Source organism: Paucihalobacter sp. (assembly GCF_036825875.1).
Taxonomy (GTDB): domain Bacteria; phylum Bacteroidota; class Bacteroidia; order Flavobacteriales; family Flavobacteriaceae; genus Paucihalobacter.
Genome location: NZ_DAISXK010000019.1, coordinates 12,438 through 36,463, shown reverse-complemented (window position 1 = coordinate 36,463; position 24,026 = coordinate 12,438). Strand labels below are relative to the sequence as shown.

Sequence of the window (24,026 nt, the reverse complement as noted above, 5' to 3'; positions counted from 1 at the left end):
CAGGCTTAAAAAATGCACTCCCGAAACAATAATTATTTTAATTGTTTCATAAATTTTAAAACTAATTCAAATACATTATAAATGAAACTATCACATTTCAATTTCAAATTACCGGAAGAACTACTCGCAGAAAGACCTGTTGAAAATAGAGACGAAAGTAGATTAATGGTGATAAACAGAGCCAATAAAACCATTGAACATAAAATGTTTAAGGATGTAATTGACTACTTTAACGAAGGCGATGTGATGATTCTTAATAACACGCGTGTGTTTCCTGCGAGACTTTATGGAAATAAAGAAAAAACAGGTGCAAGAATTGAAGTTTTCTTATTACGTGAGCTTAATGAGGAGCAACGTTTGTGGGATGTTTTGGTAGATCCGGCTAGAAAAATTCGAATTGGTAATAAGTTGTATTTTGGCGATGACGATACTTTAGTTGCTGAGGTGATAGACAATACAACTTCCAGAGGTAGAACCCTGCGTTTTTTGTTTGATGGTTCTTATAAAGAATTCAGAAGAAAACTTACCGAATTAGGAGAAACACCACTACCTAAATACATTAACCGCCAAGTTGAACCGGAAGATGAAGAGCGTTACCAAACCATCTACGCTAAAAACGAAGGCGCAGTTGCAGCGCCAACAGCAGGATTGCATTTTTCTAAACATTTGCTAAAACGATTAGAAATAAAAGGTGTAGAAAATGCCGAGGTTACTTTACACGTTGGATTGGGTACTTTTAATCCAGTTGAAGTTGAAGATTTATCAAAGCACAAAATGGATAGTGAGGAAGTAATTATTGACGCAACTGCAGTGCAGAAAGTTAACAGAGCAATAGAACATAAAAAACGTGTTTGTGCTGTTGGCACTACTTCAATGAGAGCTATAGAAAGTTCTGTTTCTTCAAACGGAAGATTGAATGAATTTTATGGGTGGACCAATAAGTTTATTTTCCCACCGTATGATTTTAGTATTGCTAATTGTATGATTACAAACTTCCATACGCCAAAATCTACCTTGTTAATGATGGTGTCCGCTTTTGCAGGTCACGATTTAACCAAGCGTGCTTACGAAGAGGCTATCAAAGAAAAATATAGATTTTATTCGTATGGCGATGCCATGCTCATTATTTAAAATGACATATTCAAAAATAAAAAGCCTTGCAAGTCAAGGTTTTTTTATTTCAACCATGATTTTAACTTTTACAAGCGGCGTTGTATCTTTATTACTGAAATTACCCGATGAAAATAAAAAAAGACATACGTGCATTAACAAAAGATCAACTTCGCGATTTTTTTGTGCAACAAGGCGATCAAGCATTTCGTGGCAATCAAGTATATGAATGGCTGTGGTCTAAATCTGCACATAAGTTTGAGGATATGACTAACATATCTTTGGAAACCAGGGGTTTGTTGGAAGATAATTTTGTAATCAACCACATTAGGGTAGATGTAATGCAGCGTAGTAGCGATGGTACCATTAAAAATGCCGTGCGCCTTCATGACGATTTAATTGTGGAATCAGTGTTAATACCAACGCCAAAACGCACAACTGCTTGTGTATCTTCGCAAGTTGGATGTAGTTTAGATTGTAAATTTTGTGCAACGTCACGCTTAAAGAGGATGCGCAATTTAAATCCGGATGAGATCTATGATCAAGTCGTAGCGATCGATAACGAAAGTCGATTATATTTCAACCGACCACTGAGCAATATTGTTTTTATGGGCATGGGCGAACCGCTAATGAATTACAACAATGTGCTTAAAGCCATCGATAAAATTACTTCAGATGAAGGTTTAGCCATGTCACCCAAGCGGATTACCGTATCAACTTCTGGTGTGCCTAAAATGATTAAAAAAATGGCAGACGATGGTGTGAAGTTTAAACTGGCTGTATCCTTACATTCTGCCATGGATGAAGTGAGAACGTCTATTATGCCATTTAATGCCACTTTTCCTTTAAAGGATTTACGTGAAGCTTTAGAATATTGGTATTTAAAAACTAAAAATAGGATTACTTACGAATATGTAGTTTGGGATGGCATTAATGATACCAAAAAAGATGTAGAAGCCTTAATTGCCTTTTGCAAATTTGCACCAAGTAAGGTGAACCTAATTGAATATAATCCCATCGACGATGGTGATTTTAAGCAAGCCAGTTCCAAGGCGATTGATATGTATATCGCCATGCTGGAAGCCAATAGAATTACTGTAACCGTAAGACGGTCTAGAGGGAAAGATATTGATGCCGCTTGTGGGCAACTTGCTAATAAAGCGTAAAAAAAACCCGTCTCCAGTTGTGAGACGGGTTTTGACAAATTTTATTTAATACTATTTCTTTGTAATTTTTAAAGTTTGCGTTTTATTACCAGATGTTATTTTCATAAGGTATAAGCCTTGTAGTAAATTTGATAAATCAACAGTTGAGTTTACCAAATCACTTTCGCCATATTTAGCTACCGTTTTGCCAAGTAAATCAAAAATCACAATTTCAGTTAAGTTATTATTAGATTTTATGTGCAAAATATCATTAAAAGGGTTAGGATATACACCTAAGCTTGGCAGCTCATTTTCTAAAACAGAAAGTGCTTGTCCAGTTGTAAAACTCCAAACTGTACCTGTAGTTTCGCCAAAACAGTTTAAGGAATTTACAGACCAAAAATATTCGGTATTTTCATCTAGTCCTGTAATTATTTCACCAATTTCATAAAAATCAAAAGACTGAGTTGGTGGATTTGTAGTACCAAAATTTAATGTGAAACTTGCATTTGGATCTCCCGTCCAGGAAAGACTAACAGAGTTATTTTCAGCATTAATTGTCACGTCATTTGCTCCATTGGCAGGGACAGGTGCTGTTGGTGAAGCAGGTGCGGCTATATCGGTACAAGCGGTAGTTGTAAAACTAAAAACTGGACTAGTTGAAAGTCCAGCACAATTTACAGCTTCTATAAACCAATAATAAGTGGTATTTGGCTGCCAATTAAAATTAATTGAATTTCCAATATCAAATCCTTCAATTCTACCTATGTCATTACCTGCTGGATTAACACCTAAACTAATATTATAATTGTCCGCAGAATCGCCTGTGGCTGCTGGTGCCCATTCTATAGGGCCTAAATTATTTGTGGCACTACCAAAATTAATATCAACATCCATTGCGCCGTTAGCCGGTTGAACAGCAGTTACTGGATTCGGAACACTTACAGTACATTCAAAAACAGTTACATTATCTACATACCAAGCTACAGACCAATTGCCGGTCCATCTAAACCTAACTTGCGCATTGGTTACACCTGCTAATTGTGCACTTACGTCTAAACTGATTAAGCCACCCTGATAATTATTACCAGAAAGGGTCTGAACTGTTACCCAAGTTGCAGGTAAGGAATCTCCATTTAACACCTCAACAAAACCTGTTCCTCCAAAGTTACCGGCAAATGCCGAATTAAACGAAAGTGTTACAGCAGTTAATGCTGAAGCGTCAAATACAGGACTTTCTAAAGCTGCGTTTTCAGGCTGTCCATTATTCCCGTAGCCATCACTATCAAAAGCTGCATAGTTTCCATCAGCACCACCCACTGCATAAATAAACGTGTTTCCAGGCGCTAGTAATGCTGCTGTACCACCTGTCTCTATAGTCCAAATTTCTCCGTTTGAGGGCACAATTAAATCATTGTTTGTCCAGCCAGCTGGAATCGTAAGACCTGATTCAAAATCTTCAGATAAAACAACTTGAGAGTAGGAATAATTAACAACACAAAGTGTTATAAGTAAAAAAGTAATTCTTTTCATGTTTTCATGGATTAATAGTTATTATGCTATAAAATTAGCAAAATAAATTTAATATTTTGAAATTCAATCCTTTTCCCATTATTCATAAAATAAACATGAAATATCATTAATTTTGCAATTCATCACTATGGATATTGAAAATAATTGAACAAATAAAACAACCAACTATTCCTGCGAAAGCAGGAATCTCAGCATGCGAAATTCGGTTTCTATTATATAAGCAGGAATCTAAATTAGCCCTAGATTTGTAGCTATGAAAATTGCTGAGCAAATAAAACGACCTATCGCTTTTGAAATGGAGCTTTTCGAGCAAAAATTTCAACTTTCAATGTCTAGCAAAGTTGCTCTACTAAATACTATTACACATTATATTGTGAATAGAAAAGGCAAACAAATGCGACCAATGTTTGTTTTTTTAGTGGCTAAAATGCTCAACAACGGCGAAGTTAGTGAACGCACTTACCGTGGTGCTTCGGTTATTGAGCTCATACATACAGCTACTTTGGTGCACGACGATGTTGTTGACGATAGTAATATACGCCGTGGATTTTTCTCGATTAACGCCTTATGGAAAAATAAAATCGCTGTATTAATAGGCGATTTCTTATTGTCTAAAGGTTTACTTCTGTCAATTGATAATGGCGATTTTGATTTACTTAAAATCATTTCGGTGGCAGTGCGTGAAATGAGCGAAGGTGAACTGCTTCAAATTGAAAAAGCACGCCAATTAGACATTACAGAAGATATATATTACGAAATTATCCGTCAAAAAACGGCAACTCTAATTGCCGCCTGTTGCAGCCTTGGCGCCGCTTCAGTTAAACCCAACAGCCCAGAGGTAGAGTCAATGCGAAAATTTGGAGAACTCATAGGTATGGCTTTTCAAATAAAAGATGATTTGTTCGATTATGGTACCAAACGTATCGGAAAACCAACTGGTATAGATATTAAGGAGCAAAAAATGACCTTGCCGCTCATTCATGTGCTAAATAACTGTTCGGCTAAAGACAAAGCATGGATTATAAATTCGGTTAAAAATCATAACAAAGACAAGGATAGAGTTAATGAAGTAATCCAATTTGTAAAAGACAACAACGGCCTTGATTATGCAGTTAAACGCATGTATGAATATAAAAACAAGGCACTTACTATGCTCGATCAATTTGAAGATTCTCCATACAAAGCCTCACTTCAATTAATGGTAGAATACGTTATCGATAGGAAAAAATAGGTTATTTGTTGTTCTGTTTCTGTCAAATTTGCCAACTCCTAGTTTTTAATCCTGATTTTTTTTAATATTAATTCCATATTAATTAATTGAAATTAAGAATTTTAGGATAAATTGTTTCGAAAAAGTGATTACTATTTAAAACCTTCAGGCAACCTTTTGCATTAAATTTGCGTCTTTATAAATAGAATCTTGTAATTCCCTTTTTACTTGAAAGTAATACAACTACATAACAACAGCAACAAACTAATTAAGGCTGCGCTTAAAAATAAAAGAAGCGCGCAGCAGGCTTTATATGAAATTTACGCGCCAAAAATGCTAAGTGTTTGCCGCTACTACATCAAAGACCAAGAAAATGCTGAAGAAGTTCTGTTAGATGGTTTTTTTAAGGTATTTACCAACTTAGACCAATTTAAGTTTAAAGGTAGTTTTGAAGGTTGGGTTAGAAAAATAATGATTAGAGAAGCCATATCATTTATTCGAAAGCAAAAACAAATAGAATTTGTTTCAGACTATGAAAATGTAACGCAAGTAAATCTCGATTTTGAAACTAGTTTTGAAACTGAGCAGCTTCAAAGTTTCATTGATAACTTACCTGATGGCTATAAAATGGTTTTTGTAATGAATGCCATTGAAGGTTATAAACATGCCGAGATTGCCGAAATGTTGCAAATTTCTGAAGGCACATCCAAGTCGCAACTGTTCAAAGCTAGACAAATGTTGCAAACACAAATCAAAGAATTAAGCGCAAAAACCTATGAAGCCAAATAAGTTAGAAAATCAAATAAAATCTAAGCTGGCGCAACGTGAATTGTCACCTTCGCTACAGTCTTGGTCTAAATTATCCCAGAGGTTAGACAGTTTTGAAAATAATAAAAAGAAAACTAATTATTGGTGGTTGGCTGTGGCTGCAACAATAGTTTTAGCCTTATTTGCAGGTGTTTCAATACTCACTGATGAAACAGAAGAAGCAATTCCCCTTAAAGTAGTTGAAAATCCTAACCAGAAAAGCGAAAAAACCGAAAGCCAGTTTAACGGTCGTTTCTTAAATCCATCGGAAACAATGGTTGTTGAAAGTCCAATTGATAACATAGTTGACAAGAAAAACAACGCGTCACGTCAAGAAATTTTTAATCAGGAACCTAAATTGAAATACACTCCTGTTGTGGGTGAAGCAAACGATACTGATTTAAACAATAGTAAAGAAGACCTGCTTGATTATGAAGCACAAAAACTTTTGGAAGTTGTGGCTCAAATCAAACAACTAAACGAACGCAACAATCAAGTTACAGAAGCCGAGGTCGATTCGCTTTTAAAAGCTGCCCAAAAGGATATTTTTAAACAGAAACTCATAAACGAAACCACTAAAACCGTAGATGCTAACGCCTTGCTTTTAGAAGTTGAAGACGAGTTAAACGGTTCATTCAAAGAAAAGGTATACGAAGCTTTAAAATCTGGTTTTATTTCTGTTAAAACTGCCGTTGCCGATCGTAAATATTAATCATCAAATTATAAATCAAAAAACTTACAATTATGCAAACCATTACTAAATTTTTAGTACTACTTCTGCTAGTAGTTATTTCAACGCACGTGAAGGCGCAAGATTCTATTAAAATTAGCAATAATCAACTTAAAATTGAAGCACTCATCAAGCAGAAATCAAAAGTTGAAGCTGACGAAAAGGAACTGCTAAAGGCCGAAGTTGAAGCCATTAACAAACAATTAGAAAGCGGTGAAATAACAGAAGAAGAGTCACAACAACTAAAACAAGAAGCTGCTCAAAAGCGTGCTTTAAATATTGAGAATCGATTGGCAATTATTGATAACCAAATTGCTTTATTAAAACGTGATGCTAACATTACCCAGGACTTGGTATTAACCAAATCGAACGAAAAAAAGAAAGATTCAGTTAAATACATCTATTCAAATACTTTTTGGGGTCGAACTTACGAAACTGCAATTCTAGGTTTTGGATTTAATAACGCTATTATTGATGGTCAAGACATTAATGATTCACCCTATAAATTAGGAGGCTCAGGCTTTATTGAATTGGGTTACGCTTGGACAACGAGAGTTTTTAAAAATTCAGGCTTTTTGCATATAAAATATGGAGCGTCTCTACAATGGAATAAACTCAACATAAAGGATAACCAATATTTTGTTCGTGAAGGTGATTTAATAACATTGCAAGAATTTCCTTTAGAATTAGATAAAGCAAAATTTAGAATGACCAATATCGTATTTCCTGTGCATCTTCAATTTGGGCCATCAAAAAAAGTGAGAAATTATGATAATATTCGGTTTTCCAGTTATAGTGGATTTAGATTGGGTATTGGTGGTTATGCTGGTTTTAACCTCGGACACATGCAAAAATTAAAATTTGAAGAAAACGGAGATGATAGAAAGGACAAACAAAGAGGTAACTTTAACGTAAATGAATTTATTTATGGACTCAGCGGTTACGTGGCCATTGGCGATGTCGCGGTTTATGTCAAATACGATTTAAATCCTATTTTTAATAGTCAGCCAATAGATCAAAACAATATTTCAGTCGGTTTGAGACTTGAATTTGATTAATACAATTATAATTAGTTTGTTAAAACTCCTTTAATTTTTGAAGGAGTTTTTTTGTGATATCTGTTGATGTGAATTTTAAAACCAACTTCTTTTGTGGTACATTTACAAACAGTTTTAAACTATATGAAATTTCATTTAGTTTAACTCGAAAGTTGTATGATTTCACAAAACACCATAGCAAAAGTATTTGAGACTTCCAGAGTAGAAGAAGTTATTGGCGATTTTGTACAACTCAAAAAATCAGGCAGTAACTTTAAAGGTTTGAGTCCATTTACCGATGAACGTTCACCGAGTTTCATGGTGTCGCCAGTTAAGCAAATTTGGAAAGATTTTAGTAGTGGGAAAGGTGGCAATGCGGTTACATTTTTAATGGAACACGAACATTTCACCTATCCCGAAGCTATAAAATATTTAGCCAAAAAATACAACATTGAAATTGAAGAAACCGAACAAACCGATGAAGACAAGGAAGTAGCAAACGAACGCGAGAGTTTGTATTTGGTAAATGAATTTGCCAATAGCTATTTTCAAAAAGTAATGCACAAAACCGACCAAGGTAAAGCCATTGGTTTGAGCTATTTTAAAGAGCGCGGTTTCACCGATGAGATTATCAAGAAGTTTCAGTTAGGATATTCATTAGATGAGTGGCAAGCATTTACAGACGAAGCCCTTAAGCAAGCTTATAAAATTGAATTTCTCGAAAAAACTGGACTTACCATAGTTAAAGAAGAAAAGCGTTTCGATCGTTTTAAAGGTCGCGTCATGTTTCCAATTCACAGTATGAGCGGACGCGTTTTAGGTTTCGGTGGTCGTATCTTGGTGAATGACAAAAAAGCGGCTAAATACCTAAACTCTCCCGAATCGGAAGTTTATCATAAAAGCAAGGTGCTTTACGGACTTTATTTTGCAAAACAAAGCATTGCCAAAGAAGATAATTGCTATTTGGTTGAAGGTTATACCGATGTAATTCAATTTGTACAAACCGGTGTTCACAATGTGGTGTCGTCTTCAGGAACCGCTTTAACGCCAGAACAAATTAGGCTTATAAATCGCTTAACCTCAAATATAACCGTGCTTTTTGATGGCGATACAGCTGGGTTGAGGGCATCTGTTCGTGGTATTGATTTAATTTTGGAACAAGGCATGAACGTAAAAGTTTGCACTTTTCCCGAAGGTGAAGATCCAGATAGTTTTGCCAAACAAAATACCCTAGAAGAACTTAAAACGTATCTTGACGAAAACGCCCAAGATTTTATAAGTTTTAAGGCCTCGTTATTGATGAAGGAAGCGCAGAACGACCCTATAAAAAAAGCTGAAACCATTAGAGATATGGTGAATAGTATCGCCATTATTCCCGATGCTATTAAACGCGAAATTTATATTCAGGAATGCTCGAAAATCATGGATATAAGCGAAGAAGTGTTATTTAGTACCTTGGCACAAATCAATAAAAAAAACCTTACCGAAGCTGGTAAACAAGTTAAAACCGATCAAAAGGCTTTCGAAGTTATCAAAACTGAAAAAAAGTCAGCACAAAAAATTGACCGTCAATATGAATTAGAGCGCAAAATAATCGAGATTTTATTGCTTTACGGTGATAAAAAGGAATCGTTTGAGGATTTGGTTTTAAAAGAAAACGAAAAAACAGGAGAACTAGAATTAGAACCGGTTATTCAAGAAGCCCATGTTTATGAAAAAATTTATCTTGACTTGCAGGAAGATGAAATGCAATTCACTAATGAGAACTTTAAAACACTTTATTACAGTTTAGTAGATAAGCTAAATCAGGACCAATCGTTTTCAATTAAGGAATTTATCGGTCAGCTCGACCAAGAAATGGCCGAAGAAGTCACTTCTATTTTAATGGAAGAAGAACGTTACGCCTTACACGATTGGGAGCGAAAACATATCATACCAAAAACAAAGCTCAATACTATTCCGCAGTTGGTGAACCAAACTGTTTTAAGTTTACGATGTTACTTAATTGATAAAAAAGTTCAGGACTACCAACATGAAACCACTTTGGAATATGCTAATAGCTCAGGTATTCTGGAAGATGTAAAAGATTATCTCGGACTTAAAATGTTACTATCCCGAAAACTCGGTAAAGTAGTGGGCGGCAGGATTTAAGTAATGCCTTGATGCTTGGCTTGATGTACTAAATCTACCAAATTGTTTACATTTAATTTTCTGAACAATCTAGATTTATAAGTACTAACCGTTTTTTCGTTAATGTCTAGCTCTTGTGAAATTTCTTTGTTTTTCTTACCAATAGAAAGAAGCTTCAATACTTCAACTTCACGGGTGGAGAGACGTTTAAATATTCGACTTGTACTCATTTTCGAATCGTTAAAAGTAAGTTGTTTACTCATTTCAGGACTTAAAAAAGTACCGCCACTAAATATTTTTCTCACCGCTGCAATTACATCTTCACCAGAAGAGGTTTTATTTAAATAGCCCGATGCACCTGCTTTAATGGTGCTAACAGCATAAATTTCTTCAGGCTGGTTGCTCAGCATCAACATATTAGTACTGCGATGTTCTTTTTTAATGGCGCGTAATGTAGTAATACCGTTCAGTTCAGGTAAGTCAACTTCTAAAATAATAACATCAACAGGATGACGTCTTATAAATTCGAATATTTCAATGCCACTTCTCAGGCTACCTGATACTTGAATATCACTAATAGATTTAAAAAGTGTTTCTAGGCCTAATCGAAAAAGTGGGTGTGGATCTACAACTAATACCTTTATCATGGTTGGTTATTTTAAGTTTTATAGTGACGAACACTAAATTGATTAAGTACTTGGTGGAGATTTGATTCTAAAGGTAATAAAAATTAATAAATATCTTAAAATTATCTAAAAATATTTATTTAATGCTTTAATTCTTTGGGTATTTCGCAAACTGGAATCGGTACCATCTTATGTTTGTTGTTTCGGTTAAAACGTTTATATATTTTAAAAACCTCTTGTTGTCTGCCCGAAAAATCACTTTCATTCTTTCCGTTTTCATTCATTTGCATCGCCCATTCCAATTCGGGATAACTTGCCCCAATTTGGTCTTCATCACTACGTGCATCGCCAAACAATCCGTCACTTGGAGCAGCTTTCATTATAGACTTTGGCACACCTAACGCAGCACCAAGTTGATATACTTCTGTTTTAAGTAAGTCGGCAATCGGACTTAAATCTACACCACCATCACCGTATTTGGTGTAAAAACCTACGCCAAAATCCTCAACTTTGTTGCCAGTACCTGCAACCAGAAATCCATAAAGACCAGCATGATAATACAAGGTTGTCATTCGTAATCTTGCACGCGTATTGGCAAGCGCCATATCAACTGTTTCGGCATTAACATCATTAGAAACTTCACTTTTAAAACTTTCAAAAACAGGTGTTAAATCGACACGTTTGCTATCAACATTGCTATAATTAGATTTTAAAAAACTAATGTGTTTGTTGGCGCGACTTACATGGCTTTCGGCTTGATGTATAGGCATTTCTAAACAAAGTACTTGTAATCCTGTTTTAGCGCATAAGGTTGATGTTACGGCCGAGTCTATTCCGCCTGAAACACCTATAACAAAACCATTGACTTTAGCGTTTAAAGCATAGTCTTTAAGCCAATTTACAATATAATCTATAACCTTTTCTGTATGCATTATTTTACGTATTATCGCAAAGAAACGTACCTTTGCTTCACAAAAATAAACCAAACAATTACATAATAAAAATTAATAACTCACAGATTTTTATGATAAAACACATCATATTAGTAGGCTTACTCATTTTTTTGATGTCGTGTGATAAGCAATCGGATTTAGAAAAGAAGATTTCGAAAATAAACGTAGGACTTAATATTGAAAGGTTTGATAGATTATTTGCCAAAATTACAGAGGCTGAATTGCCAAAACTAAAATCCGAATACCCTTTTTTGTTCTCAAATTGGGTGCCAGATTCGGTTTGGGTAGAAACTTTAAAGGATACAATTCAGCAAGAACTATTTGAGGAAGTTAATCAAGCTTTTAACGATATTTCTGAGGTAGAGTTGGACATCTACAAACTTTTTCAACATTTAAAATATTACGATAAAACCTTTATCGAGCCTCGTTTTATAACCGTTACAAATAATGTTCGCTACCGTGAGAGCGTTGTGGTCACCGATACAATTGCGCTTGTAGCCTTGGATAATTATTTAGGATCTGAACATCATTTTTATGCGAATATTCCCGAATACCTAACTGAAAATTTTAAGCCTAGTGACATTGTTGTCAATTTAGCCGAAGCTTATGCTGAAAAACATGCTTATCAACCAATTAGAAAAACATTGCTCGATGAAATGATTTACTTTGGAAAACTACTTTATTTTAAAGAAATTATGATCCCATTTAAAAGCGATGCTGAAAAAATTGGCTACACCGAAGATCAATTAACTTGGGCCATCAACAACGAAAGTGAAGTTTGGAGTTATTTTATTGAGCATGAGTTGCTTTTTAGCACCGATAGCAAATTGCCAAGTAGATTTATAACGCCAGCGCCTTTTTCTAAATTTTACTTGGAAATTGATAACGACTCGCCTGGACGAATAGGTCAGTACATCGGTTGGCAAATAGTAAAAGCTTATATGAAGCAAAACAAAGAGGTTGATCTTTTTAAAATGATGCAAACAAGTGCGCAAGAAATTTTCGATAATACCAAATATAAACCTAATAAATAATGGCCAAATCAATTCAATCAACCATAGAACTCAAAGTTCAATTAGATGAAAATAGAGTTCCAGAAAAATTACATTGGACTGCCCAAGATGGCGGTATAAAAAATGAAGAAGCCAAAGCTATCATGCTTTCAGTTTGGGATCATAAAACCCAAGAAACCTTGCGCATTGATTTATGGACTAAAGAAATGCCTGTTGATGAAATGAAAGTGTTTTTCCATCAAACACTTGTAGCAATGGCTAATACCTTTAATCGCGCCACACAAGATGAAAAAATGACTCAAACGATGAAAGATTTTTGTGACTATTTTGCTGAAAAGTTAGAACTAAATAAATAATACCTATCTTTTATTCATGAGAAAAATCCTTTTTGGCGTTGTAATAACAATTATTGTGCTTTTTAGCTTCAAATATTGTGAAGATAAAAAGCAAAACCGCATTGAAATGCGCGAAAGTTCGGCACTAATCCAAGAGCAAATAAAAAATGTTGGAAAATTAGTGGTAACCGAAGGTCATTTTAGTGAGGTATTTAATTACAAAAATTCCAAAAGTTTATTTGGCGATTATCTTACCGCCGAAAAAAAAGCTCTTGTAGTAGTTAATGCTGACGTGACGGTGGCCTACGATTTAAGTAAAATTGAATACGAAATTGACGAAGTTTCAAAAATCTTAACCATAACCTTTATTCCTGCTGAAGAAATTAAAATCAGTCCAGAATTAGAATATTATGACATTCAAGCTGATTTTTTCAATCCTTTTGAAGCAAAAGATTACAATGATATTAAAGATGTTATAAAGGTATCGCTCAGTAAAAAGTTGCAGAATTCAGACATCAAAAAGAATGCTAAAAACAGATTGATTAGTGAATTATCAAAATTCTATATTCTAACTAATTCTCTAGGCTGGACCTTGCAGTACAATGAAACACCTATTAATAACGTTCAAAATTTAGAAAGTTTAAAGTTATAATAGCTTTTCCAAGGCATTCCAACCGCCACCATTTACCGCTTCAATTCCATTGCGTTTTAAAATGCTGGCTGCGGAGGCTGAACGCATGCCGCTTGCACAACAGGTTATTACTGGCCTATTCATTGATTTAATTGACACTAAATGATTGTTAATTTCTTGCAATGGAACGTTTTTACTGCCCTTAATTGCGCCTTGTTGAAATTCGCTTTTGGTACGCACATCTATAATAACGGCATTACGCGACTTGAAATCGCTAATATAATCCTGTTTATTGCTTTTAAAAAAATCTAATAATCCCATAATGTTTATATTTAAATGCAAAATTCAGTATTATTTTTGATAATCAATGTAACTTGGGTTACATCCAAATAATGGAGTATGGCTTCTACAGAAAATCGCAAATCCGAAATTATAACAACCGCATCTAAACTATTTAAAAATAAAGGTTACAGTGCAGTAACTATGCGTGATTTAGCGCAAGCTATGGGTATAAAAGCAGCAAGTCTATACAATCATATTGAATCTAAACAAGCCATTCTTGAATTTATTATTATCAATATTGCAGAACAATTTACCTACGGAATGGAAAGCATTCTAAATTCTAATTTAAATACTATCCAAAAATTAGAAGCCATTATCAAAATGCATGTCAACTTAGCCAATCAAAACCCCGAAGGCATGGCAGCTTTGAATAATGACTGGATGCATCTTGAAGAAAAACGAACTTATTATCTTGAATTACGCCAGCAATACGAATCCAATTTTAAATTTATTATCGACCAAGGTATAGCAAATAGCGAACTTAAAAATATCAATCCTGATGTGGCTGTTTTTTCTATTTTATCAACGCTCAGGCTATTACATTTATGGATTCCTAAAAAAGAATTATTAAATGTAAACGAACTTTGTTTAGCTTTAAGCGAGGTGCTCATTGGCGGAATTAACAAATAGTTTAGAATATATTTTGTAATTTTGTATTCAAACTAACAAGTGTTAGTTTTTTTATTGATTTCAAGCGATAACGATTTCGTGTTACGATTTGAAATCTGAAGTTCACTTTATGCACAAGCGACAGAAAAAAATGGCAGATTTTCATAAATTAAAAGTTGCAGAGGTTTACAAAGAAACTGATGATACTTCGGTAATTACCTTTGAAATTCCTGAAGAATTGCAACCACTGTATCAGTACCATCAAGGTCAGCATTTAACCTTGAAAGCCGATATCAATGGTGAAGATGTGCGTCGTTCTTATTCTTTGTGCTCAAGTCCTTTGGAGCATCAATGGAGAGTGGCGGTCAAGCAAATACCAAGCGGGAAATTTTCCACTTACGTTAACCAGCATTTACAATCTGGAGAGTTTTTAGAAGTTATGCCACCAAGTGGTACTTTCGGTGTCGAAACAAAACCCGATGCTGCTAAAAATTATCTGTTTTTTGCAGCTGGAAGTGGTATTACGCCCATTTTATCAATGATTAAAACCCACCTTGCTTCAGAAGAAAATTCCACTTGCAAGTTGTTTTATGTGAATAAAACCGCAAAATCTATTATCTTTAAAGAAGAACTGGAACAATTGAGAAACTCCTACTTTGGAAGATTAGAAATTTATTATTTCTTAACCAAAGAACGCAGAGATATCGATTTGTTTAACGGACGATTTGATGATGAGAAAATGAAGGTTCTTACCAAAACTTTCATTGATATTCCTGATACCAGCGAAGTTTTTCTATGTGGTCCAGAACAGATGGTGAATTTTGTTAGTAATTATCTAATTGAAGCCGGATTACCTAAAAATATGATTCATTTTGAATTATTTGTGTCTGGCCTTTCAGAAGAAGATATCAAGCGTTCAGAACGACTAGCTCAACAAAATGTTGAAGGCGTTCAAATAACCATAGTTGATGGCGGAAAAGAATTTCAATTCACCATGACAAAAGATTACGACAATATTTTAGATGCGGCTTTAAACGCTGGTGCCGATTTGCCGTTTGCCTGCAAAGGCGGTGTTTGTAGCACTTGTAAATGTGAGTTGAAAGAAGGTAGCGTAGAAATGAAAATTAACTATGCTTTAGATGAAAAAGAAGTGGCACAAAATTTAGTTTTAAGTTGCCAAGCAGTACCCACAAGTGAACATTTAGTCGTAGATTTTGATGTTTAAAGAATTCCTGCGATCCCGATAGCTATCGGGAGGAATCTCAAACGGAAGATTCTCTATTACACTAATAGAAAAAGAAAAATTAAAAAAATAAGATCATGAGCGAAGAACAAATCAGAAGTTTAGAAAGGCAGTTCGAAGCCCGAATCGCAAGAGACGAAAAAATCGAACCAAAGGATTGGATGCCCGAAAAATACCGTCAAACGCATATTCGTCAGATGTCTCAGCATGCCCATTCAGAAATAGTTGGCATGCTTCCAGAAGCAAACTGGATTACGCGTGCTCCGTCATTAAGACGCAAAGTAGCCTTGTTAGCCAAAGTGCAAGATGAAGCCGGACACGGTTTATACCTGTATTCTGCAGCCGAAACACTTGGTATTTCTCGCGAAGAAATGTATGAGCAGCTACACACAGGCAAAGCCAAATACTCAAGTATTTTTAACTATCCAACACTTACTTGGGCCGATATGGGAGCCATAGGTTGGTTGGTAGATGGTGCGGCTATTATTAACCAAGTGCCACTTTGCAATACGTCTTTTGGTCCTTACGCAAGAGCTATGGTGCGTGTTTGTAAAGAAGAAAGTTTCCACCAACGTCAAGGTTATGAAATCATGCTAAAACTTTGCAATGGTACACCAGAGCAAAAGGACATGGCACAAGACGCTTTAAATCGCTGGTGGTGGCCAAGCTTGATGATGCTCGGTCCAACAGATGAAGCTTCGGTACATACTGAACAATCTATGAAATGGAAGTTGAAACGCAAAACAAACGACGAATTACGTCAACAATTTATAGATCAAACTGTTCCGCAAGCCGATATTTTAGGTTTGACCATTCCAGATCCAGATTTAAAATGGAATGAGGAACGCGGCAGTTATGATTTTGGAGATATTAATTGGGATGAGTTCTGGCAAGTAGTCAAAGGCCACGGACCCATGAACAAAGAACGCATCAAAGCAAGAATCGGCGCTTGGGATGGTGGCGAATGGGTGCGCGATGCGGCGATGGCTTTTGCAGAAAAACAAAGGGAAAGAAAAGAAAAACAAGTAGTTTAATTAACAAAAATTCCCTTTCCTCTGGAAAGGGTTAGGGAAAGGAATGAAAAAAAACTGGCCACTTTGGGAAATTTTCGTAAGAAGTAAAAATGGATTAGAACATCGGCATTTTGGAAGTTTACACGCTGCCGATGCAGAAATGGCACTTGAAAACGCTCGTGACGTTTACACGCGTCGCAACGAAGGTGTGAGTATTTGGGTAGTAGAATCAAAACATATTACAGCATCCAATCCAGAGCATAATGGTGAATTATTTGAACCAGCACAAGATAAAGTATATCGACACCCAACATTTTACGATTTACCAGATGAAGTAAAACATATGTAGCAAATTCCTGTGTTCGCAAGAATCTCAATTTACACAAATCATGAACAAAAATCTATACAATTATATCCTCGGTATCGCTGACAACTCACTTATCCTCGGACAAAAATTAGGCGAGCTCACTGGTCACGGCCCAAGTTTAGAAACCGATATTGCTTGCACTAATATTTCGTTAGATTTATTTGGACAAGTACGGAGTTATTTTCAGTATGCGTCTAGAATTGCTGGCGATGGCCGAACCGAAGATGATATTGCAATGCTTCGTAAAGAAGGTGATTATAAAAACGTTTTGTTAGTAGAGCAACCCAACATAAATTTCGCTTATACCATTGGGCGTCAGTTTTTATTCGACGTTTACCATTTAGCCTTTCTTACAGAATTAGAAAAAAGTAAGGATTTAACGCTTTCGTCCATCGCTAAAAAGTGTATCAAAGAAGTGCGATACCACGAGCGTTTTTCATCAGATTGGGTAAAGCGTTTAGGTGACGGTACCGAAGAAAGTAATCTGAAAATACAAGAAGCTATTGATGATTTATGGACTTATACGGATGAATTATTTCATCAAACTGAAGCAGATAAAGCAATGGTTTTAGAAGGAATTGGAGTAGATGTCACACAATTAAAACAAGCTTACTATAACAAAGTAACCGATTTTTTAGAAGAAGCCACACTGAAAGTTCCAGATTCAAAATATTTCCAAAAGGGAGGTAAAGAAGGCACTCACACAGAACACATGGGTTACATACTCGCAGAATTACAATTTATGCAACGCGCTTATCCCAATATGGAATGGTAACAAATCCCTTTGAAAAAAGGGATCTCATAAAACTATTTTTCCATTAAAGAGAAAAGAGAAATGACAACAACAGAGCAAAATATTGATAGCGCACTAATCCCAATTCTGGATCAAGTCTCAGATCCTGAAATTCCAGTATTATCAATCATGGATATGGGCGTAGTGAGGTCTGCCGTGATTGTGGATGGAATTGTGAAGGTTGAAATCACGCCAACCTACAGCGGTTGTCCTGCCATGGATGTAATTGGTGACGATATAAATACGGCACTTAAGATCGCTGGTTACAAGTCCGTAGTTGATTTAATCCTTCATCCAGCCTGGACAACTGATTGGATTACACCAAGAGGCAGAAAGGCTTTGGAAGATTACGGTATTGCAGCACCTTTAGATGCCGAAGCTGATAAAGAAGTGTTGCTGAATGGAAAGCGAATTGTAAAATGCACCAATTGTGGTTCTCAAAACACACGACTTGTAAGTCAGTTTGGCTCCACTGCTTGTAAAGCGCAGTTTCAATGTGAGGATTGTCACGAGCCTTTTGATTACTTTAAATGTTTGAAGTAAATTTCTGAAATCCAAATAGCTATCTGAAGAAATCTCATTTTAGGAAAAGGAAATAAAATGTTTTATTGATGCTGAATGCAACGTTTTTGTAAATTTAAATTATGACCGAAAGTATACTCTTAAAAACAGAAAATAACATAGCCTACATTACATTGAACAGGCCCGAAGTATTCAACAGCTTTAACCGAGAAATGGCATTAAGTCTTCAGCAAGTTTTAAAGAATTGTGAAAATAATCCAAAAGTTAGAGCCATCGTACTTACTGGAAGCGGCAAAGCCTTCTGTGCTGGGCAAGACTTAAAGGAAGTCACTTCACCCGAATTAAATCCCGGATTTAAAAAAATTCTCGACGAACATTACAACCCAATTATTTCACTAATTAGAAACATTAAAAAGCCAATTATTGCTGCAGTTAATGGCGTGGCTGCTGGAGCTGGAGCCAATATTGCCTTAGCCTGTGATGTGGTGGTGGCGCACGAAAAAGTGAGTTTCATTCAGGCCTTTAGTTTAATAGGTCTGATACCAGATAGCGCCGGAACTTTTTTCCTGCCAAGGTTAATCGGTTTTCAAAAAGCATCAGCCTTGTGCATGTTGGGCGATAAAATTTCTGCAGAAGAAGCCGAACGATTGGGAATGATCTATAAAGTATTCGCCTTAGAAGATTTTGAGGCAGAAGTTAATAAACTCGCCTTAAAAATGGCAAAAATGCCAACCAAGGCTTTGGGAATGACTAAAGCTTTATTGAACGCCTCAATCACAAATAATTTGGACCAGCAACTTGCGTTAGAATCAAAATATCAAATTGAAGCCGCACAGACTAATGATTATGCTGAAGGTGTTTCCGCATTTGTAGAAAAGCGTCAACCAAATTTTAAAGGAAATTAATTGACAAAAAAAACGCTCATACAAGTTCATACTCGAATAAAACCATTTATTCACAGAACACCAGTACTCAAATCTCAGTTACTGAATCATATGTCTGGCGCAAATGTGTTTTTTAAGTGTGAGAATTTTCAAAAAATGGGTGCATTTAAAATGCGAGGTGCAGCTAATGCTATTTTATCACTTTCAGAAGCTGAAAGACAAAAGGGCGTAGTAACACATTCCTCAGGTAATTTTGCTCAGGCAGTAGCTTTGGCCGCTAAGCAATTAGGAGTAAAAGCCTACATAGTCATGCCCAAAAATGCACCTCAGGTTAAGAAAAATGCAGTGCGCGCATATGGAGGAGAGATTATTGAATCAGAATCCACACCCAAAGCTAGAGAAAAAATGGCCGATAAAATCCAAAAAGAAACTGGCGCAACGTTTTTACATCCTTCAAATCAAGATGAAGTTATTTATGGCAATGCCACAGCAGCTATGGAGTTATTAGAAGATCATCCGGATTTAAATGTGATATTGGCACCAGTTGGTGGTGGCGGACTTATTGCGGGAACGGCCTTAGCAACGCATTATTTTTCAGAAAAATGTAAAGTTATAGGTGGCGAGCCAGCTCAAGCCGATGATGCTTATCGATCCTTAAAATTGGGTAAAATAGAATTTAATGAAAGTGTAAACACCATTGCCGACGGGTTACGCACAAATTTAGGAGATAGAAATTTCCCCATAATTCAAAAACATGTTGAAAAAATTATACGAGTGGAAGAAGATGAAATCATAAAGGCTATGCAGCTCATTTGGGAACGAATGAAAATTATCATCGAGCCATCTTGCGCGGTACCTTTTGCAGCAGTACTTAAAGAAAAACATCAGTTTAAAAATAAAAATATTGGTATCATTTTATCTGGCGGAAACGTGGATGTGAGAAATTTACCATTTTAATGATTAGTACCAATTTCAGTATTGCTCGTATTTTTGGTATATAAGAAAAAAGTTTAATTAAAAAGATTCCTGCCTTCGCAGGAAATAATTATGACCGTAGGAATTATAGGATCAGGAACCATGGGAAGTGGTATCGCTCAAGTAGCGGCAACTTCTGGTTGTAAAGTAAAATTATACGATACCAATCGATCAGCTCTCAATAAAGCAGAAGCTGCCTTAGAAAAAATATTACTTAGATTAATTGAAAAAGGACGAATTGATTCTGAAGAAAAGAATAGAATTCAAAGTAATATTGACTATGTTCAAAACTTAAAGGATTTATCAGACTCAGACCTTACCATTGAAGCCATAGTTGAAAATTTAGACATTAAAAAGAAAGTATTTTCTGAGTTGGAAACTTATGTTAATAAGGATTGTATTATTGCCTCAAATACATCAAGTTTATCGATTGCTTCAATTGCTTCCGCATTAAAATATCCAGAGCGATGCATTGGGATTCACTTTTTTAATCCGGCACCTTTAATGCAATTGGTTGAGGTAATTCCGGCAATTCAAACATCTAAAGAAGTGTTAGAACGCTCTGTAAAAACAATTGAAAACTGGAAAAAAATAGTGGCTGTTGCCAAAGATACTCCAGGCTTTATCGTGAATAGGGTTGCACGACCTTTTTATGGGGAATCGTTAAGAATTTATGAAGAAGGTATCGCAGATTTTGCCACAATAGACTTGGCAATGAAAACAATTGGCGGTTTTAAAATGGGTCCGTTTGAATTGATGGATTTTATAGGAAACGATGTCAATTACACCGTAACCGAAACCGTTTTCCAAGCCTTTTTTTATGACTCAAGATACAAACCGTCTTTAACGCAAAAACGCTTCGCCGAAGCAGGATATTTAGGAATAAAATCAGGAAAAGGTTACTATAATTATGATGAAAATGGTTCCATTGTCATTCAGAGCGAAAGCGAAGAATCCTATAATAAAGAATTGGCAAAACAAATCTTTGAGAGGGTTTTAGTCATGCTTATCAACGAAGCTGTAGATGCCTTATTTTTAAACATCGCATCGGCCAAGGATATAGACACTGCCATGACCAAAGGTGTCAATTACCCAAAAGGATTACTAGCTTGGGCAAATGAAAAAGGAATAGACTGGTGCGTTAAACAAATGGATGCACTCTACGATGAGTACCGAGAAGAGAGATACCGATGTAGTCCGTTATTACGCAAAATGAATAGAGAGAATAAATTTTTTTTTTGATGGATTCGATTATCTCTTAGAAGGGACTTTTTGGGTTTTAAAAGAGAACAATCAATAGAAATAATGATATTTTATGCAAGCGGAAAAAATCCCATTTAAAATGTTATCCCTCGATCCTTTCAGCCAATGGCTGGGTATCGAAATATTAGAATGCGAAATTGGCAAATGTAAATTAGGGTTGACCATTAGAAAAGATATGCTGAATAGCATGGGCAAAGCGCATGGCGGCATCACTTATTCTTTGGCAGATACCGCTTTTGGTTTTGCTGCCAACACACATGGAAAGTATGCGGTTTCAATTGAAACAAGTATCAATCACATTGAGGCATTAAATGAAGGTGATTTTTTAATGGCCGAGTCGGTTATTGAGAAAGTAAATAATAAACTTGGGTTTAATATTATTGAAGTAAAGCGAGGTGATGAGTTAGTAGCACTTTTTAAGGGAGTCGTTTACAGAACTCAAAAGGATTGGCAATAATTCCTGCGAAAGCAGGAATCTCAGCGAAAACATCAGTAAATTAGAGGCATTAAATTTCTCAAACTATGAAATGGAAAGGCAGAAGACAAAGCGGGAATCTTGAAGATCGTCGTGGTACAAGTACCAAAGGTAAGTTGGTAGCTGGTGGTGGAATCATCGCAGTGGTCATCATAATATTGCAATTGTTTGGCGGTGAAACAGGTCAGACCATCGCTCCAATTCTTGAACAAATTAATCAACAACAATCGCAATCTGTAACTTCTAGCGATCGGCAACTAACCGCTGATGAGGTTGAAATTGGAAATTTTGTTGGTACTGTTTTGGCCGACACCGAAGATGTTTGGCATCAGGTGTTTCAAAAGCATAATTTAGGAACGTATAAAGAACCTAAAATGATATTATTCACTCAACAAGTAACCTCTGCATGTGGTACGGCATCCTCAGCAATGGGTCCTTTTTATTGTCCTGGCGATCAAAAAGTATAAATGGATTTGGTATTTTTTAACGAGTTACATACCAGATTTGGTGCACAAAAAGGAGATTTTGCAATTGCCTATGTAACGGCACATGAAATTGGTCACCATGTTCAAACCTTACTTGGCACTTCTCAAAAAGTAAGGCAATTACAACGCAATTCATCTAAGACAGAAGCCAATAAATTATCTGTGGCGCTCGAGCTCCAAGCTGATTTTTACGCTGGATTATGGGCGCATTACAATCAGCAGTATTTAGAAGAAGGCGATATTGAAGAAGCTTTAAGTGCCGCAAAGGCCGTTGGAGATGACGCTATTCAAAAACGTGTACAAGGTCATGTGGTGCCTGATTATTTTACACATGGCACATCTGCCCAACGCATGGAATGGTTTTTAAAGGGCTACAAAACAGGTGATATGAGTAATCACGACACCTTTGCAGTTTTGATAAATTAAAAAGACTAATAAATAAAATACCTGCTTTTGCAGACAATAATATGAAATGCCCATTAACAAAATGCCAAACCAACTGAAAATGGTTATTTTGGCATTCCAATGTACCACTAAATAACAAATATTTTAGACAAATGAATGAAGCATACATTATAGACGGCATTAGAACACCTATTGGAAGTTATCAAGGTGCTTTATCAACTATTCGCACGGATGATCTGGCGGCCTTAGTAATTTCTGAAATAGTAAAACGAAACCCTAGTATTCCCAAAGAGGCATACGACGACGTAATTTTGGGTTGTGCCAATCAAGCAGGAGAGGACAATCGAAATTTAGCGAGAATGGCGTCGCTTTTAGCAGGGTTACCATTTACGGTGCCAGGAGAAACAGTTAACAGGTTGTGCAGTTCAGGACTTTCGGCAATAATTCACGCTAATCGCGCCATAAAAGCAGGTGATGGTGACATTTTTGTTGCAGGTGGTGTTGAAAACATGACACGCGGACCATACGTGGTTGCCAAACCTTCTTCAGCTTTTGGTACCGATTCAAAAATGTACGATTCCAGTTTTGGATGGCGATTCATCAATCCTAAAATGCAAGAGATGTATGGTACCGATGGTATGGGGAATACCGCTGAAAATCTAGTTGAAAAGTACAATATTTCACGTGAAGACCAAGATAAATTTGCTTATTGGAGTCAGATGAAAGCCATAAGAGCACAAGAAAATGGCCGACTTTCAAAAGAGATTTTAACGGTTCAAATTCCGCGACGAAAACAAGACCCAATCCAGTTTTCTAAAGATGAATTTGTAAAACCAACCACCACATTAGAGATTTTAGGAAAACTTCGTCCAGCTTTCAAAAAAGAAGGTGGCAGTGTTACCGCTGGAAATTCCTCAGGATTAAATGATGGTGCAGCCGCAACAATCATTGCTTCCGAAGCGGCTATAAAAAAATACAACCTCAAGCCATTAGCCCGAATTGTGAGTTCGGCTGTAGTTGGCGTAGAGCCAAGAATTATGGGAATCGGTCCAGTTGAAGCTTCCAATAAAGCATTGGCAAAAGCCGGCTTGACTATGGATGATATGGATATCATTGAATTAAACGAAGCCTTTGCTGCTCAATCTTTAGCCTGCACTAGAGCTTGGGGTTTAGCCGATGACGATGCCAGACTAAACCCAAATGGAGGTTCGATTGCCATTGGACATCCATTAGGCGTTACAGGCACGAGAATTGCCTATTCCGCAGCTCTGGAGTTGCACCAACAAAACAAGCGTTACGCATTAATTACCATGTGCATAGGTGTAGGACAAGGTTATGCAGCGATTATAGAAAAAATATGATAAATATTATTTATATTTACAAAAAATAA

At 36.0% G+C, this 24,026-nt stretch carries 25 protein-coding genes and 1 pseudogene; 22 read left to right on the top strand and 4 right to left on the bottom strand.

Annotated elements, in window-relative coordinates; translation table 11 throughout:
• The first annotated feature begins 81 nt into the window (after positions 1–81).
• Both queA and rlmN read left to right on the top strand, forming a co-directional pair.
• Positions 82–1,131: a tRNA preQ1(34) S-adenosylmethionine ribosyltransferase-isomerase QueA gene (queA, locus tag V7Z48_RS07360; protein ID WP_334112758.1), complete on the top strand. Its 1,050-nt coding sequence runs from the start codon at positions 82–84 to the stop codon at positions 1,129–1,131.
• A gap of 107 nt (positions 1,132–1,238) precedes the next feature.
• Positions 1,239–2,276 (top strand): 23S rRNA (adenine(2503)-C(2))-methyltransferase RlmN, encoded by a 1,038-nt coding sequence (gene rlmN, locus V7Z48_RS07355; protein WP_334112757.1) that lies wholly within the window; start codon positions 1,239–1,241, stop codon positions 2,274–2,276.
• 51 nt (positions 2,277–2,327) lie between these two features.
• On the opposite strand, the gene V7Z48_RS07350 is transcribed toward rlmN, so the two are convergent.
• Complete coding sequence (locus tag V7Z48_RS07350; RefSeq protein ID WP_334112756.1) at positions 2,328–3,788, bottom strand: T9SS type A sorting domain-containing protein; 1,461 nt, start codon at positions 3,786–3,788, stop codon at positions 2,328–2,330.
• A 253-nt stretch (positions 3,789–4,041) separates the two neighbouring features.
• Here V7Z48_RS07350 and V7Z48_RS07345 point away from each other — a divergent pair, with 253 nt between their 5' ends.
• The 5 genes from V7Z48_RS07345 (at position 4,042) to dnaG (ending at position 9,723) form a co-directional block, all read left to right on the top strand.
• A complete protein-coding gene (locus V7Z48_RS07345; RefSeq protein WP_334112755.1) occupies positions 4,042–5,019 on the top strand; it encodes a polyprenyl synthetase family protein in 978 nt (325 codons plus the stop codon).
• 207 nt (positions 5,020–5,226) lie between these two features.
• The gene (locus V7Z48_RS07340; RefSeq protein ID WP_334112754.1) at positions 5,227–5,787 is read left to right on the top strand and encodes an RNA polymerase sigma factor; all 561 of its coding nucleotides are present in this window, start codon (positions 5,227–5,229) and stop codon (positions 5,785–5,787) included.
• Entirely contained in the window at positions 5,774–6,517 is a 744-nt protein-coding gene (locus V7Z48_RS07335; RefSeq protein WP_334112753.1) for a hypothetical protein, read from the top strand. Before V7Z48_RS07340 ends, V7Z48_RS07335 begins: the two co-directional genes overlap by 14 nt.
• Before the next feature lie 32 nt (positions 6,518–6,549).
• Positions 6,550–7,593 carry a hypothetical protein gene (locus V7Z48_RS07330; RefSeq protein ID WP_334112752.1) on the top strand — a complete coding sequence of 348 codons (1,044 nt, stop codon included), beginning with the start codon at positions 6,550–6,552 and terminating at the stop codon, positions 7,591–7,593.
• A 156-nt stretch (positions 7,594–7,749) separates the two neighbouring features.
• On the top strand, positions 7,750–9,723 hold the full coding sequence (dnaG, locus tag V7Z48_RS07325; RefSeq protein ID WP_334112751.1) for a DNA primase: 1,974 nt from the start codon (positions 7,750–7,752) through the stop codon (positions 9,721–9,723).
• On the opposite strand, the gene V7Z48_RS07320 is transcribed toward dnaG, so the two are convergent.
• On the bottom strand, positions 9,720–10,349 hold the full coding sequence (locus V7Z48_RS07320) for a response regulator transcription factor (protein ID WP_334112750.1): 630 nt from the start codon (positions 10,347–10,349) through the stop codon (positions 9,720–9,722). The two genes, dnaG and V7Z48_RS07320, sit on opposite strands and share 4 nt — an antisense overlap.
• Positions 10,350–10,468: 119 nt before the next feature.
• The gene (nadE, locus tag V7Z48_RS07315) at positions 10,469–11,260 is read right to left on the bottom strand and encodes an NAD(+) synthase (RefSeq protein WP_334112749.1); all 792 of its coding nucleotides are present in this window, start codon (positions 11,258–11,260) and stop codon (positions 10,469–10,471) included.
• Positions 11,261–11,352: 92 nt separating this feature from the next.
• Between nadE and gldB the strand changes: the two genes are divergently transcribed.
• From gldB to V7Z48_RS07300, 3 genes are read left to right on the top strand one after another with little or no spacing between them, the layout of a single operon-like run.
• A complete protein-coding gene (gldB, locus tag V7Z48_RS07310) occupies positions 11,353–12,315 on the top strand; it encodes a gliding motility lipoprotein GldB (protein ID WP_334112748.1) in 963 nt (320 codons plus the stop codon).
• Positions 12,315–12,650 carry a gliding motility protein GldC gene (gene gldC, locus V7Z48_RS07305; RefSeq protein WP_334112747.1) on the top strand — a complete coding sequence of 112 codons (336 nt, stop codon included), beginning with the start codon at positions 12,315–12,317 and terminating at the stop codon, positions 12,648–12,650. The genes gldB and gldC overlap by 1 nt, the downstream gene beginning before the upstream one ends.
• Before the next feature lie 16 nt (positions 12,651–12,666).
• Complete coding sequence (locus V7Z48_RS07300; protein ID WP_334112746.1) at positions 12,667–13,281, top strand: DUF4230 domain-containing protein; 615 nt, start codon at positions 12,667–12,669, stop codon at positions 13,279–13,281.
• Here V7Z48_RS07300 and V7Z48_RS07295 read toward each other — a convergent pair.
• Positions 13,276–13,581, bottom strand: a complete 306-nt coding sequence (locus V7Z48_RS07295; RefSeq protein WP_334112745.1) for a rhodanese-like domain-containing protein — start codon at positions 13,579–13,581, stop codon at positions 13,276–13,278. The genes V7Z48_RS07300 and V7Z48_RS07295 overlap by 6 nt on opposite strands.
• 78 nt (positions 13,582–13,659) lie before the next feature.
• On the opposite strand from V7Z48_RS07295, the gene V7Z48_RS07290 reads away from it, so the two are divergent.
• The 12 genes and pseudogenes from V7Z48_RS07290 to pcaF all read left to right on the top strand — a co-directional run bounded on the left by V7Z48_RS07290 (position 13,660) and on the right by pcaF (position 23,997).
• A complete protein-coding gene (locus tag V7Z48_RS07290; RefSeq protein WP_334112744.1) occupies positions 13,660–14,232 on the top strand; it encodes a TetR/AcrR family transcriptional regulator in 573 nt (190 codons plus the stop codon).
• 130 nt (positions 14,233–14,362) lie between these two features.
• Entirely contained in the window at positions 14,363–15,436 is a 1,074-nt protein-coding gene (locus tag V7Z48_RS07285) for a 2Fe-2S iron-sulfur cluster-binding protein (RefSeq protein ID WP_334112743.1), read from the top strand.
• Positions 15,437–15,531: 95 nt separating this feature from the next.
• Positions 15,532–16,488, top strand: a complete 957-nt coding sequence (gene paaA, locus V7Z48_RS07280) for a 1,2-phenylacetyl-CoA epoxidase subunit PaaA (protein ID WP_334112742.1) — start codon at positions 15,532–15,534, stop codon at positions 16,486–16,488.
• Positions 16,489–16,531: 43 nt separating this feature from the next.
• Positions 16,532–16,816, top strand: a complete 285-nt coding sequence (gene paaB / locus V7Z48_RS07275; protein ID WP_334112741.1) for a 1,2-phenylacetyl-CoA epoxidase subunit PaaB — start codon at positions 16,532–16,534, stop codon at positions 16,814–16,816.
• A 7-nt stretch (positions 16,817–16,823) separates the two neighbouring features.
• Entirely contained in the window at positions 16,824–17,609 is a 786-nt protein-coding gene (gene paaC / locus V7Z48_RS07270) for a 1,2-phenylacetyl-CoA epoxidase subunit PaaC (protein WP_334112770.1), read from the top strand.
• A 60-nt stretch (positions 17,610–17,669) separates the two neighbouring features.
• Positions 17,670–18,170 (top strand): 1,2-phenylacetyl-CoA epoxidase subunit PaaD, encoded by a 501-nt coding sequence (gene paaD / locus V7Z48_RS07265; RefSeq protein ID WP_334112740.1) that lies wholly within the window; start codon positions 17,670–17,672, stop codon positions 18,168–18,170.
• Positions 18,171–18,271: 101 nt separating this feature from the next.
• Complete coding sequence (locus V7Z48_RS07260; RefSeq protein ID WP_334112739.1) at positions 18,272–19,054, top strand: enoyl-CoA hydratase-related protein; 783 nt, start codon at positions 18,272–18,274, stop codon at positions 19,052–19,054.
• Positions 19,055–19,990 carry a threonine ammonia-lyase gene (locus tag V7Z48_RS07255; RefSeq protein ID WP_334112738.1) on the top strand — a complete coding sequence of 312 codons (936 nt, stop codon included), beginning with the start codon at positions 19,055–19,057 and terminating at the stop codon, positions 19,988–19,990.
• A gap of 90 nt (positions 19,991–20,080) precedes the next feature.
• Complete coding sequence (locus tag V7Z48_RS07250) at positions 20,081–21,250, top strand: 3-hydroxyacyl-CoA dehydrogenase NAD-binding domain-containing protein (RefSeq protein WP_334112737.1); 1,170 nt, start codon at positions 20,081–20,083, stop codon at positions 21,248–21,250.
• A 73-nt stretch (positions 21,251–21,323) separates the two neighbouring features.
• Entirely contained in the window at positions 21,324–21,728 is a 405-nt protein-coding gene (locus tag V7Z48_RS07245) for a PaaI family thioesterase (RefSeq protein ID WP_334112736.1), read from the top strand.
• Between the two features lie 65 nt (positions 21,729–21,793).
• Positions 21,794–22,657: pseudogene (gene ypfJ, locus V7Z48_RS07240) on the top strand (KPN_02809 family neutral zinc metallopeptidase).
• A 131-nt stretch (positions 22,658–22,788) separates the two neighbouring features.
• Complete coding sequence (pcaF, locus tag V7Z48_RS07235) at positions 22,789–23,997, top strand: 3-oxoadipyl-CoA thiolase (RefSeq protein WP_334112735.1); 1,209 nt, start codon at positions 22,789–22,791, stop codon at positions 23,995–23,997.
• The last annotated feature ends 29 nt before the right edge of the window (positions 23,998–24,026 follow it).